Origin of the sequence: Mycobacterium sp. SVM_VP21 (assembly GCA_024758765.1) — a bacterium.
GTDB classification, from domain to species: Bacteria; Actinomycetota; Actinomycetes; order Mycobacteriales; family Mycobacteriaceae; genus Mycobacterium; species Mycobacterium heraklionense_C.
Window position 1 is genome coordinate 1,862,163 of sequence record CP101406.1, and the last position, 17,789, is coordinate 1,879,951.

The following is a 17,789-nucleotide window of genomic DNA, read 5'->3' on the forward strand; positions in this document are numbered from 1 at the left end:
CACCGGTCGGTTGCCTTTCACCTGGCCTAATCGGGAGCGCGCGGCGAAAACGGCTAGTCGACCGGGCCCATACCTGGCCCAGCCGGGCACGTCCGATCCCAAGTTAACGACAATTTGAACCTGTTCCAATCGCGCGGCGTCCGGCCTGGAGTGCAGGTGTCCCTGTTACTGAGAATTCCGCGTTGGAAATGTGACTTTGCTCATGTACTGTTCAGAAAGTTTTGGTCCGCGAGATGGAAGAAATGTCCGATGTGGCAGTTGCCTTGTCCCGACGACGCTACGGGTGTCGCGCTGACCGGCCCCGGTCTATCGCTCGAGATAAGGCGCCCGCTGTCGGAGGTTGCCATCGATGGACTGGCGGCGCCAGCTAAAGCGCCGGTCTTCTAAGCAACGGTCAACGAGCCGGCCATTCCCGTCAAGTAGTGAGGGTTTCCTAGTGATCAGTGAGCGCATCAACGCAGCTCGGCTACGGCGTCGGGTGCCGGGTGCGGTCTCGGCAGTGGCGACGGCTTTGGCGTTCGGGATGGCGCCGGGGATGCCGGTGGCGTCGGCTGATGGCGAGTTGGACTGGCTGTTGGACTCATTCGGTTGGTCGGGGTGGTCGGGTGCTGATGCGAATGGGGTGGATTGGGGGTCGTTGTTCGACCCGTCGGCGGGTTGGGCTGGCGGTGATGCGTTCGACGTGACGGCGTTGGTCGAGGAGTACATCTACACGCCACTGCACGCCAGCATGGTGGACTGGATGGAGAGTCCGCTGGGCATCGAGGTCGACACCTTTATCAATGAGACGTTCGGGTTCGGCTCGATCATCATCGGCAATGGTGCAGCTGGTGTTGCCGGTGTTGATGGTGGCAATGGTGGCGACGGCGGTTGGCTGTTCGGTAACGGTGGTGCCGGTGTAGACGGTGGCGATGGTGGCGCTGCGGGGATGTTCGGCAACGGTGGTGCTGGTGGGGCTGGCTTGGCCGGTATGGCCGGTGGTGATGGTGGTGCCGGCGGTTCCTGGATGGGTGTCGGTGGCGCAGGTGGTGCGGGTGGCCTAACTGGCGGTGCCGGCGGCAACGGTGGCGACGGTGCGGGCTGGTTGTTCGGGTCCGGTGGTGCCGGTGGCGACGGTGGTGTGGGCGCGGCTGGTGCCGCAGGCGCAGCGGGTGCGACCGGGCTGTGGGCCGACGGTGGTAGTGGTGCGGCCGGCGGCAACGGTGTGGTCGGCGGCAACGGCGGCAACGGTGGCGCTGGTGGGAAAGCGTCGGGTCTGTTCGGCACCGGCGGCAACGGTGGCGCCGGTGGTGTCGGCGGCAACGGTGGCAACGGTGGCCGCGGTGGTGACGGTGCGCTGGGTGAGTGGGCTGAGGCGACCAGCAACGGCAACGGTGGTGCCGGGGCTGTTGGTGGTGACGGCGCCAATGGTGGTCTGGGCGGAAACGGTGGTGTGGCGGGCACAGGTACGAGCTTCGGTTCCTCGGGTGTCAACGGTTTAGGCGGCCAGGGTGGCGCTGGCGGCAACGCCGGTCTCGCCGGCGACGGCGGTGACGGGGCACAGGGCATGCTGGGGAACGCCGATGGCGGCCGGGGTGCCGACGGGGGGAACCCGGGGGCGGTTGGTCTTGGGGGCATCGGTGGTCTGACCGGTGGGTCCGGTACTGAGCATGCGGCCAGTGGTGCTGATGGGCTGGCCGCTACCAGCGGTGGCAACGGTGGTAACGGTGGTGCCGGGTTTGATGTGGCGGCCTACAACGCCGCCCACGCTGGCGATCTTGGCTTCAAGGCACTGTCGATCGCGGGCGGCAACGGCGGTGCAGCCGGCAATGCCGGATTGCTCGGCAACGGCGGCCAAGGCGGTGACGGCGGTAACGGCGGCAATGGTGGTGCCGGCGGTAACGGCGGCTACGGCGGCGGCAAGGGCGGCACCGGCGGTAACGGCGGTAACGGCGGCGCCGGCGGCGATGGCGGCGCGCTGGGCGGTGTCGGCGGCCAAGGTGGCAACGGCGGCTTAGGTGGTGATGGCGGCCGCGGCGGGAACGGCACCGGCCTCAACAGCAATGCCGGCGACGGCGGTGACGGCGGCAAGGGCGGCATCGGCGGCCAGGGCGGTGCCGGGCAGGCAGGCGCGGTGGGCAGTTACGCCGACGGCGACGGTAACGGAGGCAACGGCACCAGCGGCGGTGCCGGCGGCACCGGTGGTGATGGCGGCAAGGGCGGTGACGCGGGAACCGCAACCGGTACCGGAAACCTCGGCGCTAACGGCAACGGCGGCGCGGGCGGCCAAGGCGGCAACGGTGGGATAGCCGGTAACGGTGGACGGGGCGCCGACGGCGACGCGGCCCACATCAACGGTGGCAACGGTGGCAACGGCGGCGATGTCGGTGAAGCGGGCGTCGGCGGCAACGGTGGCGCGGCCGGAGCTGTTGGCACCGGAGGCAACGCCGGCGTCCACGGAGCGGATGGTCTTGCGTCAACCGCGGGCGGTAACGGCGGCGCCGGCGGCAACGGTTTTGGCTCGACGACCGCGGGTGTCAACGGCGGCGTCGGCGGCAACGGCGGTAACGGCGGAGACCACGGCAACGGCGGCAACGGCGGCGCCGGCGGCGATGGCTTCACCGGCGCGCAGGGCATCAGCGCTACGACCGCGGGCGGCTCGGGTACCAGCGGTGGTGATGGCACCGATGGCGGCGCGGGCGGTGGAGGCGGCCTGGGTGGTGCGGTCGCGGGCAACGGCGGCAATGGCGGCAAGGGCGGCGCTGGCGGGTCGGGTGGCCACGGGGGCGACGGCCTGGACGGCGCGCAGGTGAGCGTGGCCGGGACGGACGGCAACGACGGTGGTTCCGGTGGCAACGGTGGAAATGCCGGCTCCGGTGGAGCCGGCGGCAACGCCGGCGGTGTAGCTGCCGGCGGGTCCGGCAGTACGGGCGTCAACGGGACTGGTGGAGCAGGCGGGTCCGGTGGCAACGCCGGCACGGCCGGTGACGGATCGGACGGCGCGGCCGGTGACACCACCCACGTCGACGGCGGCAAGGGTGGCAACGGCGGCGACGTCGGGACCGCGGGCACGGCCGGCCAGGGTGGTGCTGTGGGTAACGGTGGCACCGGTGGTGCTGCGGGAGCTGACGGTAGCGCCGGCACAGCGATCACCGGTCCCGCGGGCAACGGCGGCAAGGGTGGTGCGGGGTACGACGCGGCCAGTGACGCAAACGCCACGGGCGGTACCAGCGGCGGCAACGGTGGCGCCGGCGGTAGCGGTGGCAATGCCGGCAACGGTGGCGACGGCGGCGCCGGTGGCGACGGCAAGACCGGTGGTGCCGGTGGTGCCGGCGCCGTGGGAACGTCCGGCGCCCCCAATGGCGGTGTCGGTGGTTCAGGCACCGGTGGTGGCAACGGTGGCGAGGGCGGCGCGGGCGGCAATGGCGGCGCGCTGGCGCTCAACACCGCCGGCAACGGTGGCGCTGGCGGCGACGGTGGTGGCGGCGGCAACGGTGGTGCCGGTGGTGCCGGATTCAGTCCGACCGCAGCCGGAGCCGCCGGTGGCAACGGGGGCAACGGCGGCCAGGCCGGTTCCGGTGGTAACGGTGGCATCGGTGGCAATGCCGGAACCACGAGCCATGGCACGGTCGGCGTCAACGGTGATGGCGGCAAGGGCGGTAGCGCTGGCGCGGCCGGTGCGGGTGGCAATGGTGGCCGGGGTGCCGATGGCAACGCCACCACCATCAACGGTGGCAAGGGTGGCAATGGCGGTGACCCGGGTGCCGCGGCCGGAGCCGGCGGTACCGGGGGCGCAGCCGGCACCACGGCCGGTGGCGGCGGCACCGATGGCAGCGACGGCGCGGCCGGAACCGGTGCGGTGGGCGCGTCGGGTAACGGCGGCAATGGCGGCAACGGCTACAACGCGGCCGGCGACGGCAGCGCGGCGGCTGGAACCAACGGTGGCAAGGGCGGCGCCGGTGGTGACGGCGGTGCGATCGGCAATGGTGGCAACGGTGGTGTCGGCGGTAGCGGCAAGATGGGCGCCAACGGCTACACGGCCCCGAACGGTAAAGCCGCCAACGGCGGTACCGGAGGCGCCGGCACCAATGGCACCCAGCCGGGTCAGGCCGGGGGTGATGGCGGCACTGGCAACAGTGTGAGCAGCACGAGCTGGGGGGCGCCCACCATCACTGGCGGTGCCGGCGGAAAGGGCGGCGACGGGGGCCAGGCAGCCGACGGCGGTCAAGGTGGCGCGGGTGGTGGCGCCAATGGGAAAACCGGCGGCATCGGCGCCAAAGCCTATGGCGGTCAAGGCGGCAACGGTGGCAACGGTGGCGAGGGCGCGGATGGCACTGCCGGGGGCAGCGGTGGTGCTGGCGGTGCTGGCGGCAAGGGCGGCTTGATCTCGGGAAACGGTGGCAATGGTGGTGCCGGTGGGTCGGGTGCCAATGGCGGTGCCGGCGAGCAGGGTGGCGACGGCGGTGCCGGCGGTACTGGTGGTAAAGGCGAGAACCACCAGGGCACTGGCTACGCCAAGGGCGGCAACGGCGGCAACGGCGGTACCGGTGGTGCCGGCGGCGACGGCGGGAATGGCGGGAATGGCGCTGCCGGTGGTGCAGCGGGTGTCGCGCAAGGCGCCGGTGTCAGCGGGACCGCTGGCACCGCCGGCGATGCGGGCACCGGTGGTGCGGCCGGTGCCGGTGGTGGAGGTGGCGCCCGCGGTGAAGGCGGTGGAGCCGAAGCGGGTGGTGCAGTCAGTGCGGATAAGGGTTCGCCGGGCCAGGCCGGAGCCGGTGGCGCCGGCGGCACGAAGGGTAACGACGGCACCCATGGCTAGCCGCGTCCTCACGCGCACCCTTTCGCGCCGGTTTGCCGGCGACGAAAACGCAACCAACTAATCGCGAATCAAGGCAGATAGGCATCCCCCCAATGGCTCGTAAGCGTCATAGCTCAGGTCAGCACGTCAACCGCGGCAGTGCGGGACGTCGTGCGGTCGGCGCTGCTGGTGCAGTCAGTGCGTTCTTGACGTTCGGGGTAGTGCCGCAGGCGCAGGCCGACTTCGAGCTGGAAGATCTGTTCGATCCGACTGCCTGGACTGCGTTGTTCGACGGTGGCACGTGGGACCCGGGGTTCAACTGGGATCAGCTGTTCACCGGCGCTGACCTGACCAACGCGCTGAGCGCGGCTTACACCGACCCGGTGCCGGCCGCAGGGGATCCGCTGGACATCACTGGTCTGATTGACCAGTGGCTGTATGAGCCGATGCATAACGCGATGGTCGATTGGATCAACAGCCCGTTTGGCACTCAGGTCGACACCGTCATCAACAACATCTTCGGGTTCGGGTCGATCGTCATTGGCAATGGAGCGGCGGGCACCGAGCTCAATCCCGATGGCGGTAACGGCGGGTGGTTGTTCGGTGATGGTGGCGCGGGCTATGACGGCTCGTTGACCGGTCTCGCCGGCGGTGACGGTGGTGCGGCCGGGATGTTCGGCAACGGCGGTGCCGGTGGTGATGGCGGGGATGGTTTCGCCGGTGGTAACGGGGGTGCCGGTGGTTGGTGGAACGGTGTCGGTGGTGTCGGCGGCAATGGTGGTGCCGGTGGTAACGGTGGTGATGGCGGCGTCGGGGCCGGGTTGATGTTCGGCATCGGCGGTGTCGGCGGTGCCGGTGGCGACGGTGCGGCCGGTGTAGCGGGTACGACCGGTGCCGCGGGCGTCAACGGCGGCAATGGTGGCCTCGGCGGCAATGGTGGCCTCGGCGGTAGCGGCGGCGCCGGCGGGGCGTCCAAGGCGTTGTTCTTTGGTGCGGGCGGCAAGGGCGGTGCCGCAGGTGACGGTGGCGCCGGCGGTGTCGGCGGCGCGGGCTTGGCCGGCACCAACGGAAACGACGGGAAGGCCGGCACGTTCGCCGGCGGCGGGACCGGCAACGGCGGAGATGGCACCGACGGTACCGACGGCGGCAACGGCGGCACGGGTGGCAACGGTGGCGTGGCCGGCACCGCCGGGGCCGCCGGGGTCACGCGCTCGTTGTTCGGCTCCGACGGTGCGGCGGGAGCGACAGGCCACGCCGGTGATGGCGGCAGCGGCGGGGCGGGCGGCGTTGCCGGGCTCGGCGGCACCGGTGGCGCCGGCGCGACCGGTACGGCGGCGCACATCAACGGTGGTACCGGCGGCAACGGCGGCACCACCGGCACGGCGGGCGCCGGTGGTGCCGGCGGCCAGGCCGGGGGCGCCGGAGCCACGGCCGGTACGCAGGGTGTCGACGGAGCTGCGGCGACCGGCATCGGTGGCAACGGCGGCCGGGGCGGCGACGGCTACAACGCCGCCGCGGACCCGAACGCGGCGCCCGGCACCGCCGGCGGCAACGGTGGCGCGGGCGGTAACGCCGGTGCGCTGGGCTTGGCCGGCATGGGCGGCAACGGTGGTAACGGTGCTGCCGGATCAGCCGGAGTCAACAGCACCACGGCCGGCGTAGACGGCACCGACGGCGGTCACGGGGGTGCGGGCGGTAACGGTGGCATTGGTGGTCTGAAGGCGGATGGACACACTCGTGGTGACACCGGTGTCGGCGGTGCCGGGGGCGCCGGCGGTGCCGGTGGCAATGGCTACACCGGATTGAGCGGTGTCACCCCGGGTGCCAATGGCGAGTCCGGCACCGATGGCGGTGCCGGCGGCAACGGCGGAGTCGGCGGTACCGGTTCGGTCGCCGGCCAGCACGGTGCCGGTGGCCTCGGCGGCAATGGTGGCGACGGTGGCAGCGGCGCGACCGGCGCCACCGGTGCGGGCGGAAACCTGACTGATCTCAACGGCCAGACCGGCGGCAATGGCGGCAATGGTGGCAACGCCGGTGCCGGTGGTGCCGGCGGTCAGGGCGCCAACGGCCCGGCGGGCAGCGGCAGCAACGGCACCGCGGGGGTCGGCGGTAACGGCGGTGCCGGCGGGAAAGGCCTTGCAGGCGTCAGCAGTTCGACGGCCGGTGTCGATGGCGCCGCCGGTGGTCACGGCGGCCAAGGCGGTAACGGTGGCCAGGGTGGTTTGGTTGCGGGCAGCACCACCCAACACGCGGCTTCCGGTGTCGGCGGCGCCGGCGGTGCCGGCGGCCGGGGCGGTAACGGCTACACCGGTTTGAGCGGCCTGACGGCCGGCGCCAATGGCGAGTCAGGCACCAATGGCGGCCAGGGCGGTAACGGCGGTGCCGGCGGTGCCGGCTCGGTCGCCGGCGAGCACGGTGCCGGTGGCGTCGGCGGCAATGGCGGTGACGGCGGCAGCGGCGCGTCCGGTGTGACCGGCGTGGACGGCAACGCGATCAACCACAACGGCTTGACCGGTGGCAATGGCGGCAACGGTGGCAACGCCGGTTCCGGTGGCGCCGGCGGTCAGGGCGCCAACGGCCCGGCGGCCAGTGGCAGCAACGGAGCCGCCGGTGTCGGTGGCAACGGTGGTGTCGGCGGTAAGGGCCTTGCGGGCGTTAACAGTTCGGCCGCCGGGGTGGACGGCACTGCTGGCGGTAACGGTGGTCAGGGCGGTAATGGTGGCCAGGGTGGTTTGGTTGCGGGCAGCACTACACAGCACGCGGCTTCCGGCGTCGGCGGTGCCGGTGGTGCCGGCGGCAGGGGCGGTAACGGCTACACCGGTTTGAGCGGTGCCACCCCGGGCGCCAATGGCGAGTCGGGCACTAACGGCGGCCAAGGCGGTAACGGTGGCGCCGGCGGCACGGGTTCGGCGAACGGCAGTCGTGGCGCGGGCGGAGCCGGCGGAGACGGGGGTAGCGGCGGCAACGGCGCAACCGGTACCACCGGTGCGGACGGAACTGCGGAGCACCACGACGGCACAGCGGGCGGCAACGGTGGCAACGGTGGCAACGCTGGTGCCGGAGGAGGCGGTGGCCAGGGCCCCGACGGCATTGTGGCCAGCGGCCGAAACGGCGCCGCGGGCGTCGGCGGCAATGGTGGCGTCGGCGGTAAAGGTGTTGCGGGCGTTAACAGTTCGGCGGCCGGCGTGGACGGCACCGCCGGCGGCGCCGGTGGTACGGGCGGTAACGGCGGCCAGGGTGGTCTGCTTGCGGGTAGCACCACGGCGCACGCGGCCTCCGGTGACGGCGGCGCGGGTGGCGCCGGCGGCAAGGGCGGCAACGGCTACACCGGTCTGAACGGTGTCACCCCCGGCGACAGCGGCCACACCGGTAGCAATGGCGGCGCGGGCGGTGCGGGCGGTAACGGCGGCGGCGGCACCAACGGCGGCGCCGGCGGCGCCGCGGGCGCGGGCGGTACCGGCGGCAACGGTGGCGACGGCCTGGCCGGCACCAACGCGGGTGCAGCCGGAACCAACGGTGGCGACGGCGGTACCGGCGGCACCGGTGGTCAGGGCGGCGCGGGTGGCGCCGGAGGTGCCGGCGGCACAGCCACTACGGGCACCGCGGGTGCCAGCGGCAACGGCGGCGCCGGTGGTTCCGGCGGTGTCGGCGGGCATGGTGCCAGCGGCGGCAAGGGTGCCGACGGCGACACCACCGCGGCCAACGGCGGCAACGGCGGTAAGGGCGGCGGCGCCGGAATCGGTGGCACCGGCGGCAAGGGCGGCAACGCCGGCGCGATCAGCGGCGCCGGCAGTGCGGGCGTCAACGGCAACGGCGGCGCGGGCGGTAACGCCGGGGTCGCCGGCCAGGGCGGCGACGGCGGCAAGGGCGCGTCCGGCACCGCCGCGAACCCCAACGGCGGCAACGGCGGTAACGGCGGCAACGCCGGCAATGTAGCCGGCACCGCGGGTCAGGGTGGTGCGCACGGCACCGGCGGAACCGGTGGCACCGACGGCGGCATCGGCGCAGGCGCCACCGCGGTCACCACCGCCTCGGGCAACGGTGGTGCCGGTGGCGCCGGGTATGACGCGGCCAGTGACGCCGGCGCGGCCGGTGGAACCAGCGGTGGCAATGGTGGAGCCGGTGGTAACGGCGGATCAGCCGGTAACGGTGGCAATGGTGGCGCCGGTGGGGACGGCAAGACCGGCGTCGGTGGCAACGGAGCAGTCGGCACCGCGGGTAATGCCAGCAACCCCAACGGCGGTGTCGGCGGGTCCGGCACCGATGGCGGTAACGGTGGCAAGGGGGGCGCCGGCGGCAACGGCGGTGTCCTGGCGATCAACACCGCCGGAAATGGTGGCGCGGGCGGTGACGCCGGTGACGGCGGTGACGGCGGTACCGGAGGTGCCGGCTACAGCCCCACCGCAGCCGGCGCCGACGGCGGCAAGGGTGGCAACGGCGGCGAGGCCGGCTCGGGCGGCAACGGTGGGGCTGGCGGTGACGCCGGAACCGCCCACGGCACCGTCGGCACCAACGGCAATGGCGGCAACGGCGGTAACGCCGGCGCGGCCGGTGCGGGCGGCAACGGCGGCCGCGGTGCCGATGGCAACGCCACCAACCCCAACGGCGGCAAGGGCGGCAACGGTGGTGACCCGGGCGCCGTTGCCGGCAGCGGCGGCAACGCCGGCGCGCCCGGGACCACCGCCGGCGGCGGCGGAACCAACGGCGTCGCCGGCAACGGCGGTGCGCCGGTTGGCATTACGTCCGGCAATGGCGGCGCCGGAGGCAATGGCTACAACGCGGCCGGTGACGCCGGCGCGGCGGCGGGAACCAACGGCGGTATCGGTGGTGCCGGCGGTGACGGCGGCCTGGTCGGAAATGGTGGCGCCGGGGGCAACGGCGGCAACGGCAAGGTCGGCGCCGACGGCTACACCGCCCCGGCCGGTCAAGCGGCTAACGGCAATACCGGCGGCGACGGTGCCAACGGCACCCAGAACGGCCAGACTGGCGGCAACGGCGGCAACGGCAGCAACAACAGTTGCGCCAGGTTCTTGGGCTGCGACGACTTCTACGCCGGTAATGCCGGCAAGGGCGGCGACGGAGCCCCAGGAGCGGCCGGCGGAAACGGTGGGACCGGCGGACAGGCCGACGCGGAGACCGGCGGTACCCGCGGCAAGGGCCATGGCGGCACCGGCGGTGACGGCGGTGACGGCGGTGACGGGGCGGACGGCACTTCCGGCGGCAACGGTGGTGCCGGTGGGGCCGGCGGCAAGGGCGGTGCCATCTCCGGCGACGGCGGCGCCGGCGGTGCCGGTGGCTCCGGTGCTAACGGCGGTGCCGGTGAGAAGGGTGCGTCGGGCGGTAATGGCGGCACCGGTGGCAAGGCGACCAATGCTCAAGGCTCGGGCCACTCATACGGCGGTGACGGCGGCGACGGCGGCACCGGTGGTGACGGCGGCGACGGCGGTGCGGGCGGTAACGGTGGCGCCGGGGGTGCCGGCGGTGGCGTAGCCGCCGGCGGGTCCGGCAGTACCGGTGCCACGGGAGCCGGCGGAGCCGCCGGTACCGGTGGTGCGGCCGGAGGTGCCGGTGCGGGCGGCGTCCACGGCAACGGGGGACAGGCCACCAGCACCATCGGCACTGTTGGCACAACCAACGGATCCAACGGAAGCGACGGGGCCGGAGGTGCCGGTGGCACGAAGGGTACCGACGGTACCCATGGCTAACTACGTTCTCCCGCAGTCCATTTCACACCCGCGCCGGTTCGTCGGCGCCGAAAACTCACCCAACTGATTCGGAATCAAGGCAGATAGGCGTCGTACCCATGGCTCGTAAGCGTCGTAGCTCAGGACATCACGTCAACCGCAGCAGTGCGGGACGTCGTGCGGTCGGCGCTGCCGGTGCAGTCAGTGCGTTCCTGACATTCGGGGTGGTGCCGCAGGCCCAAGCCGACTTCGATCTCGACGACATGTTCGACCCGACAGCGTGGGCGTCGTTGTTCGACTCCAACACAGGGGACTCGGACTTCAACTGGAGTCAGCTGTTCACCGGCGACGAGGTCAGCACTGCGCTGAGCGCGGCTTACACCGAGCCGGGATCTGCGCAGGCTTGGCTTGGGGACCCGCTCAACATCACCGACCTGATTGACCGGTGGTGGTACGAGCCGTTTCACACCGGGCTGGTGAATTGGATCGAGAGCCCGTTCGGAACACAGGTCGACAACTTCATCAACACCTGGTTCGGGTTCGGCTCGATCATCATCGGCAACGGTGCTGTGGGCACCGAGTCGGATCCCAATGGTGGGGATGCCGGGTGGTTGTTCGGTGACGGTGGTGCCGGGTACGACGGCTCGTTGACCGGTGTCGCCGGTGGCGACGGCGGTGATGCGGGCTGGTTGGGCAATGGTGGCGCCGGCGGTGACGGCGGCGACGGTTACGCCGGTGGTGCCGGTGGTGCCGGTGGTTGGTGGAACGGTGTCGGTGGTGCTGGCGGCAATGGTGGTACCGGCGCCGACGGTGGTGACGGCGGTGTCGGTGCCGGCCTGATGTTCGGCATCGGTGGTGCTGGCGGCGCTGGTGGTGCCGGCGTGACCGGCACTGCGGGGACCGCCGGTGTGACCGGTGTCAATGGCGGTGTGGGTGGTGTCGGCGGCAACGGTGGAGTCGGGGGCAACGGTGGCGCGGGTGGCGCGTCGAAGTCCTGGGTGATCGGCGCCGGCGGCAAGGGCGGTGCGGCCGGAAACGGTGGTGCCGGTGGCGTCGGCGGCGAGGGCCTGGCCGGCACCACCGGCGACGATGGTGCGGCCGGCACCTTCGCCGACGGCGGGGACGGCAATGGCGCCAACGGCACGTCCGGTTCTGACGGCAGCAACGGTGGTGCCGGTGGCAATGGCGGCGCGGCCGGAACGGCTGGGGCCGTGGGGGTCACGCACTCCTTGTTCGGCTACGACGGTGCCTCGGGGGTGGCCGGTCAGGTCGGTGCCGGTGGCAATGGCGGTACCGGCGGTGCGGCCGGCACCGGCGGCACTGGTGGCGCCGGTGCCACCGGTACCGCGGACCACCTCGACGGTGGCACGGGCGGCAATGGCGGGGACTCGGGTGTCGCCGGTATCGGCGGCACCGGTGGCATGGGAGGCACGACCGGCCAGCAGGGCAGTGATGGTGCTGCGGCGATCGGTGCCAGCAACGGCGGTCGGGGCGGCGATGGCTACAACGCGGCCGCGGACCCGAACGCGGTAGCCGGCACTGCCGGTGGCAACGGTGGAGCGGGCGGTAACGCCGGCCTCCATGGCGTCGGTGGCGTGGGCGGTAACGGCGGCAGCGGTGCCACGGGCTCGGCCGGAATCAGCAGCACCACGGCCGGGGTGGACGGGACCGACGGGGGTAACGGTGGCGCGGGCGGCAACGGCGGCGCCGGCGGCCTGAACGAGGATGGGACGCACGCCGCCACCGGTATCGGCGGTGACGGTGGCGCCGGCGCTAAGGGCGGTGACGGTTACACCGGTCTCAGTGGCGTGGCCCCGGGCGCTGATGGCGAGTCGGGCACCAACGGTGGTGCCGGTGGTAGCGGTGGTGCCGGTGGTAGCGGTTCGGTTGCGGGTAGCCAGGGTGTTGGTGGTGCCGGTGGCAATGGCGGTAGCGGCGGAAATGGTGCGGCCGGTTCGACGGGTGCCGACGGTAATGCGCTCGACCACAACGGAACTGCCGGCGGCGACGGTGGCAAGGGCGGTAACGCCGGTGCCGGTGGTGCCGGTGGGCAGGGTGCCGGCGGTGCTGCGGTCGGCGGTTCTGACGGTAACGCCGGTGCCGGTGGCAACGGTGGCGCCGGTGGCAACGGTCTTGCGGGCGTTGACAGTTCGACAGCCGGTGTGGACGGCACCGCCGGTGGTAGCGGTGGCAAGGGCGGTAACGGCGGCGCCGGTGGTCTGCTTGCGGACGGCATCAACTACGCCGCCACCGGTACCGGTGGCGATGGCGGCGCTGGCGCTCAGGGCGGTGACGGTTACACCGGTCTTAGTGGCGTGGCGGCGGGTGCTGATGGCGAGTCGGGCACCAATGGTGGCGCTGGTGGTAGCGGTGGGGCCGGTGGTAGCGGTTCGGTTGCCGGCAACCATGGTGCTGGTGGTGTCGGCGGCAATGGCGGTAGCGGCGGAAATGGTGCGGCTGGTTCGACGGGTGCCGATGGCACGTCGGGCAGCGTCAACGGAACCGCCGGTGGCAACGGCGGCAACGGTGGCAACGCCGGTTCCGGTGGCGCCGGTGGTCAGGGCGCCACGGGCCCGGCGGCCAATGGCACTGGCGGCAACGCCGGTGTCGGCGGTAACGGCGGCCAGGGAGGCAAGGGCCTTGCTGGCGTTGACAGCTTGACTGCTGGGGTTGCTGGCACCGCCGGCGGTGATGGCGGCAAGGGCGGCAACGGTGGTCAGGGTGGCCTGCTCGCGGGCAGCACCACCCAGCATGCGGCTTCCGGTGTCGGCGGCAATGGTGGTGCCGGCGCTAAGGGCGGTAATGGTTTCACCGGTGGCAATGGCCTGACTGCGGGTGCTGATGGTGTCAGTGGCACCAATGGTGGTGCCGGTGGCAATGGTGGTGCCGGCGGTAGCGGTTCGACGGCGGGCACGCATGGTGCTGGTGGTGTCGGCGGCAACGGTGGTAGCGGCGGCAACGGTGCGGCCGGTTCGGCGGGCACCGATGGGGCGGTCGGCAGCGTCAACGGCACCGCCGGAGGTAACGGCGGTAACGGTGGTAACGCCGGAACTGGTGGTGCCGGTGGTCAGGGTGCCTCGGGTCCGGCTGCTGATGGCTCCAACGGCAATGCTGGCACCGGTGGTAACGGGGGTCAGGGCGGCAAGGGCCTTGCTGGCGTTGACAGCTCGACCGCGGGTGTGGATGGCACCGCTGGCGGCAGCGGTGGCAAGGGCGGCAACGGTGGTACCGGTGGTCTGCTCGCGGGCAGCACCACCACGCATGCGGCGTCCGGTATCGGTGGTGATGGTGGCGCGGGTGCCAAGGGCGGTAACGGGTTTACCGGTGGCAACGGTGTCGCTCCGGGTGCTGATGGTGTCAGTGGCACCAATGGTGGTGCCGGCGGCAATGGTGGTGCCGGTGGTAGCGGTTCGGTCGCTGGCCAGCATGGTGCTGGTGGTGTCGGTGGTAATGGTGGCTCGGGTGGCAATGGTGCTGCTGGTGGTGCGGGCGCTGATGGGACTGTTGGCAACGTCAACGGCACTGTCGGTGGTAACGGTGGCAACGGTGGTAATGCCGGTTCCGGTGGTGCGGGCGGGCAGGGGCCGACCGGTGCTGCGGCCAGCGGTAGCAATGGCAATGCGGGCACCGGTGGCAATGGTGGCCAGGGCGGTAAGGGCCTTGCGGGCGTTGACAGTTCGACCGCAGGTGCTGCCGGCACCGCGGGTGGCAATGGTGGCCAGGGCGGTAACGGTGGCCAGGGTGGTCTGCTGGCCGGCAGCACGACGCAGCGTGCGGCAGACGGTGTTGGTGGTGATGGTGGCGCGGGTGCCAAGGGCGGTAACGGGTTTACCGGTGGCAACGGTGTCGCTCCGGGTGCTGATGGTGTCAGTGGCACCAATGGTGGTGCCGGCGGCAATGGTGGTGCCGGAGGTAGCGGTTCCACCGCTGGCAACCACGGTGCCGGTGGTGTCGGTGGTAATGGCGGCTCGGGTGGCAATGGTGCTGCTGGTGGTGCGGGCACTGATGGGACTGTCGGCAACGTCAACGGCACTGCCGGTGGTAACGGTGGCAACGGTGGTAATGCCGGTTCCGGTGGTGCCGGTGGTCAGGGTGCCTCGGGTCCGGCGGCTAATGGCTCCAACGGCAATGCGGGCGTCGGCGGTAACGGTGGTCAGGGCGGTAAGGGTCTTGATGGCACTGCCAGCACGACCGTCGGAGTGGATGGCACGGCCGGTGGCAGCGGTGGCCAGGGCGGTAACGGTGGTACCGGTGGCCTGATCGCGGGCAGCACCACCACGCACGCCGCGTCCGGTATCGGTGGTGATGGTGGCGCCGGTGGTAAGGGCGGTAATGGTTTCACCGGTGGCAATGGCCTGACGGCGGGTGCTGATGGTGTCAGTGGCACCAATGGTGGTGCCGGCGGCAATGGTGGTGCCGGAGGTAGCGGTTCGGTCGCTGGCCAGCATGGTGCTGGTGGTGTCGGTGGCAATGGTGGCTCCGGCGGCAATGGTGCTGCTGGTGGTGCGGGCACTGATGGGACTGTCGGCAACGTCAACGGAACTGCCGGTGGTAACGGTGGCAACGGTGGTAATGCCGGTTCCGGTGGTGCGGGCGGGCAGGGGCCGACCGGTGCTGCGGCCAGCGGTAGCAATGGCAATGCGGGCACTGGTGGCAATGGTGGTCAGGGCGGTAAGGGTCTTGATGGCACCGCCAGCACGACCGCGGGTGTGGATGGCACCGCTGGCGGTAGTGGTGGCCAGGGCGGTAACGGTGGTACCGGTGGCCTGATCGCGGGCAGCACCACCACGCACGCCGCGTCCGGTATCGGTGGTGATGGTGGCGCCGGCGGTAAGGGCGGTAACGGGTTCACCGGTGCTGACGGCGCGGCCCCGGGTGCCAACGGCGGCAACGGCACCAATGGTGGTGCCGGCGGTAACGGTGGTGCCGGCGGCACCGGCTCGACCGCCGGCCAGCATGGCGCTGGTGGTGTCGGCGGCAATGGTGGCTCCGGTGGCAAGGGTGCGGCCGGTTCGACGGGTACGGACGGTAGCGCCGTCGACCACGACGGCACCGCCGGCGGTAACGGTGGCAACGGTGGCAACGCCGGCTCCGGTGGCGTCGGTGGTCAGGGCGCCGCGGGCGCGGCGGCCAGCGGTACCAACGGTGCCGCGGGCGTCGGCGGCAACGGTGGCGCCGGTGGTAACGGCTTTGCGGGCGTTGACAGTTCAGCGGCGGGTGTGGATGGCACCGCCGGTGGCAACGGTGGCCAGGGCGGCAACGGTGGCCAGGGTGGTCTGTTCGCGGGCAGCACCACTCAGCACACGGCCTCGGGCAACGGCGGTGACGGCGGCGCCGGCGCCAAGGGCGGCAACGGCTACACCGGACTCAGTGGTGCCACTGCCGGCGCCAACGGCGAGTCCGGCACCAACGGTGGCCAGGGCGGTAACGGTGGCGCCGGTGGCACCGGCGCCAACGGGGGTAAGGGCGGCAGTGCCGGCGTCGGCGGCAACGGTGGTAGCGGCGGCAGCGGCGTCAACGGCGCCGACGCCAGCACCGCCGGAGCCGATGGTGGCAAGGGCGGCAGCGGCGGCAGCGGTGGCAGCGGCGGCCAGGGTGGCGCTGGCGGCAACGGCGGCACGGCCACCGCGGGCATCGATGGCGCCAACGGCAATGGCGGCAACGGCGGCCAGGGCGGTAACGCCGGCACGGCCGGTGACGGTGGCAAGGGCGGCGACGGGAATGCCACCACAGCCAACGGCGGCAACGGTGGCGCCGGCGGTGACGTCGGCTCCGCCGGCAACGGCGGCAACGCCGGGGCGCACGGCACCGGCGGCAACGGCGGAACCGACGGTTCGACCGGCACCGGCGGTGCCCCGATCACCACCGCGTCGGGCAACGGTGGGCAGGGCGGCAACGGCTATGACGCCGCGTCCGACCCGAATGCCACACCGGGCACCAACGGCGGCAACGGTGGCGACGGCGGCGACGGCGGATCAAACGGCAACGGCGGCAACGGTGGCGTCGGCGGCAGTGCGGCCACCGGTATCGGCGGCAGCGGCGCGGCCGGTGCAGACGGCACCCTCGGCAACCCCAACGGCGGTGACGGCCACGCGGGTGACGCCGGCGGCAAGGGTGGCAGCGGCGGCGACGGCGGGGCCAGCGGCCTGTTGTCCATCAACACCGCGGGCAGCGGTGGCCATGGCGGCGACGGCGGCGACGGCGGCCAGGGCGGCACCGGCGGCAACGGCTACAGCCCCACCGTGGCCGGGGCCAACGGCGGTAAGGGCGGCAACGGCGGTGAGGCCGGTTCCGGCGGCGACGGTGGCGCCGGCGGTAACGCCGGTGCGGTCAACGGTGCCGCCAGTGCGGGCGTCAACGGCAACGGCGGTGCGGGTGGCAACGCCGGCAGCGCCGGCCAGGGCGGCAACGGCGGCAATGGCGCCAATGGCGACGCCACCACGCCGAACGGTGGAGCTGGTGGCCAGGGCGGCGATGCCGGCAGCGTCGCGGGGACCGGCGGCAACGGCGGGGCGCACGGCACCGGCGGCACCGGCGGCGTCGACGGCACCAACGGTGCCACCGGCACCCCGGCCGTGGGCCCGTCGGGCAACGGCGGCAACGGAGGAAACGGGTACGACGCGGCCGGTGACCCGAACGCGGCGGCGGGCACGGTCGGCGGCAACGGTGGTGCCGGCGGTGCCGGCGGCAGCATCGGCAACGGCGGACGCGGCGGCGACGGGGGCGGCGGCGCCACTGATGCGGTGGGCGGCACCGGTGGTGCCGGCGGAAACGCGACGATCGGTGACGCCGGCAACGGTGGCAACGGCGGAGCCGGTGGCGCCGGCAGCGTGGGTGCGGTTGGCGCACAAGGCGGCAACGCGGGGTCCGGTGGTGCGGTGTCCGTGCAGGGCAACGGTGGCGCTGGTGGAACCGGAGGCAAGGGCGGTGCCGGCGGTGCCGGCGCGACGGCCACGGCCGGCAACGCCGGCAACAACGGCGCCTCCGGCGGCCGGGGCGGTGATGGTGGTGTCGGCGGCGCCGGCGCAGGTACCGGCAACGGCGGCGCGGGCGGCAACGGCGGCGCCGGCGGTCTCGGCGGAGACGGTTCGGCCGGGCTCTCTGACGTCGACGGCGTCGGCCAGTCCGGCGGTAGCGGCGGCGACGGCGGCAACGGTGGCTCGGGCAACATCGGTGGCGCGGCGCTCGGATCGGGCAACGGCGGTGCCGGCGGCTCCGGCGGTGTCGGCGGCAACGCCGGAAATGGCGCCACCGGTTCAAATTCCAACGCGGCCGACGGCGACGGCGGCAACGGTGGCTCCGGTGGATCGGGCGGCTCCGGCGGCGTC

The 17,789-nt window shown here is 72.6% G+C and carries 1 protein-coding gene and 8 pseudogenes; 5 read left to right on the top strand and 4 right to left on the bottom strand.

What is annotated here, in order from left to right; all coding sequences use genetic code 11:
* Positions 1-436 precede the first annotated feature (436 nt).
* A complete protein-coding gene (locus NM962_08730) occupies positions 437-4,798 on the top strand; it encodes a PE family protein (protein ID UVO14108.1) in 4,362 nt (1,453 codons plus the stop codon).
* Between the two features lie 880 nt (positions 4,799-5,678).
* On the opposite strand, the pseudogene NM962_08735 reads toward NM962_08730, so the two are convergent.
* Positions 5,679-5,927 (bottom strand): annotated as a pseudogene (locus tag NM962_08735) (hypothetical protein).
* Positions 5,928-6,447: 520 nt separating this feature from the next.
* On the opposite strand from NM962_08735, the pseudogene NM962_08740 reads away from it, so the two are divergent.
* A pseudogene (locus tag NM962_08740) lies at positions 6,448-6,717 on the top strand (hypothetical protein).
* Positions 6,718-7,977: 1,260 nt separating this feature from the next.
* A pseudogene (locus NM962_08745) lies at positions 7,978-8,265 on the top strand (PE family protein).
* Between the two features lie 329 nt (positions 8,266-8,594).
* Here the strand turns inward: NM962_08745 and NM962_08750 are convergent.
* Positions 8,595-8,723 (bottom strand): annotated as a pseudogene (locus tag NM962_08750) (murein L,D-transpeptidase).
* Between the two features lie 1,857 nt (positions 8,724-10,580).
* Here NM962_08750 and NM962_08755 point away from each other — a divergent pair.
* Positions 10,581-11,342 (top strand): annotated as a pseudogene (locus NM962_08755) (hypothetical protein).
* A gap of 1,526 nt (positions 11,343-12,868) precedes the next feature.
* On the opposite strand, the pseudogene NM962_08760 reads toward NM962_08755, so the two are convergent.
* Positions 12,869-13,018 (bottom strand): annotated as a pseudogene (locus tag NM962_08760) (DUF3494 domain-containing protein).
* Between the two features lie 2,488 nt (positions 13,019-15,506).
* Between NM962_08760 and NM962_08765 the strand changes: the two are divergent.
* Positions 15,507-15,737 (top strand): annotated as a pseudogene (locus tag NM962_08765) (hypothetical protein).
* A gap of 800 nt (positions 15,738-16,537) precedes the next feature.
* Here NM962_08765 and NM962_08770 read toward each other — a convergent pair.
* Positions 16,538-16,687, bottom strand: a pseudogene (locus tag NM962_08770) (DUF3494 domain-containing protein).
* Positions 16,688-17,789 lie beyond the last annotated feature (1,102 nt).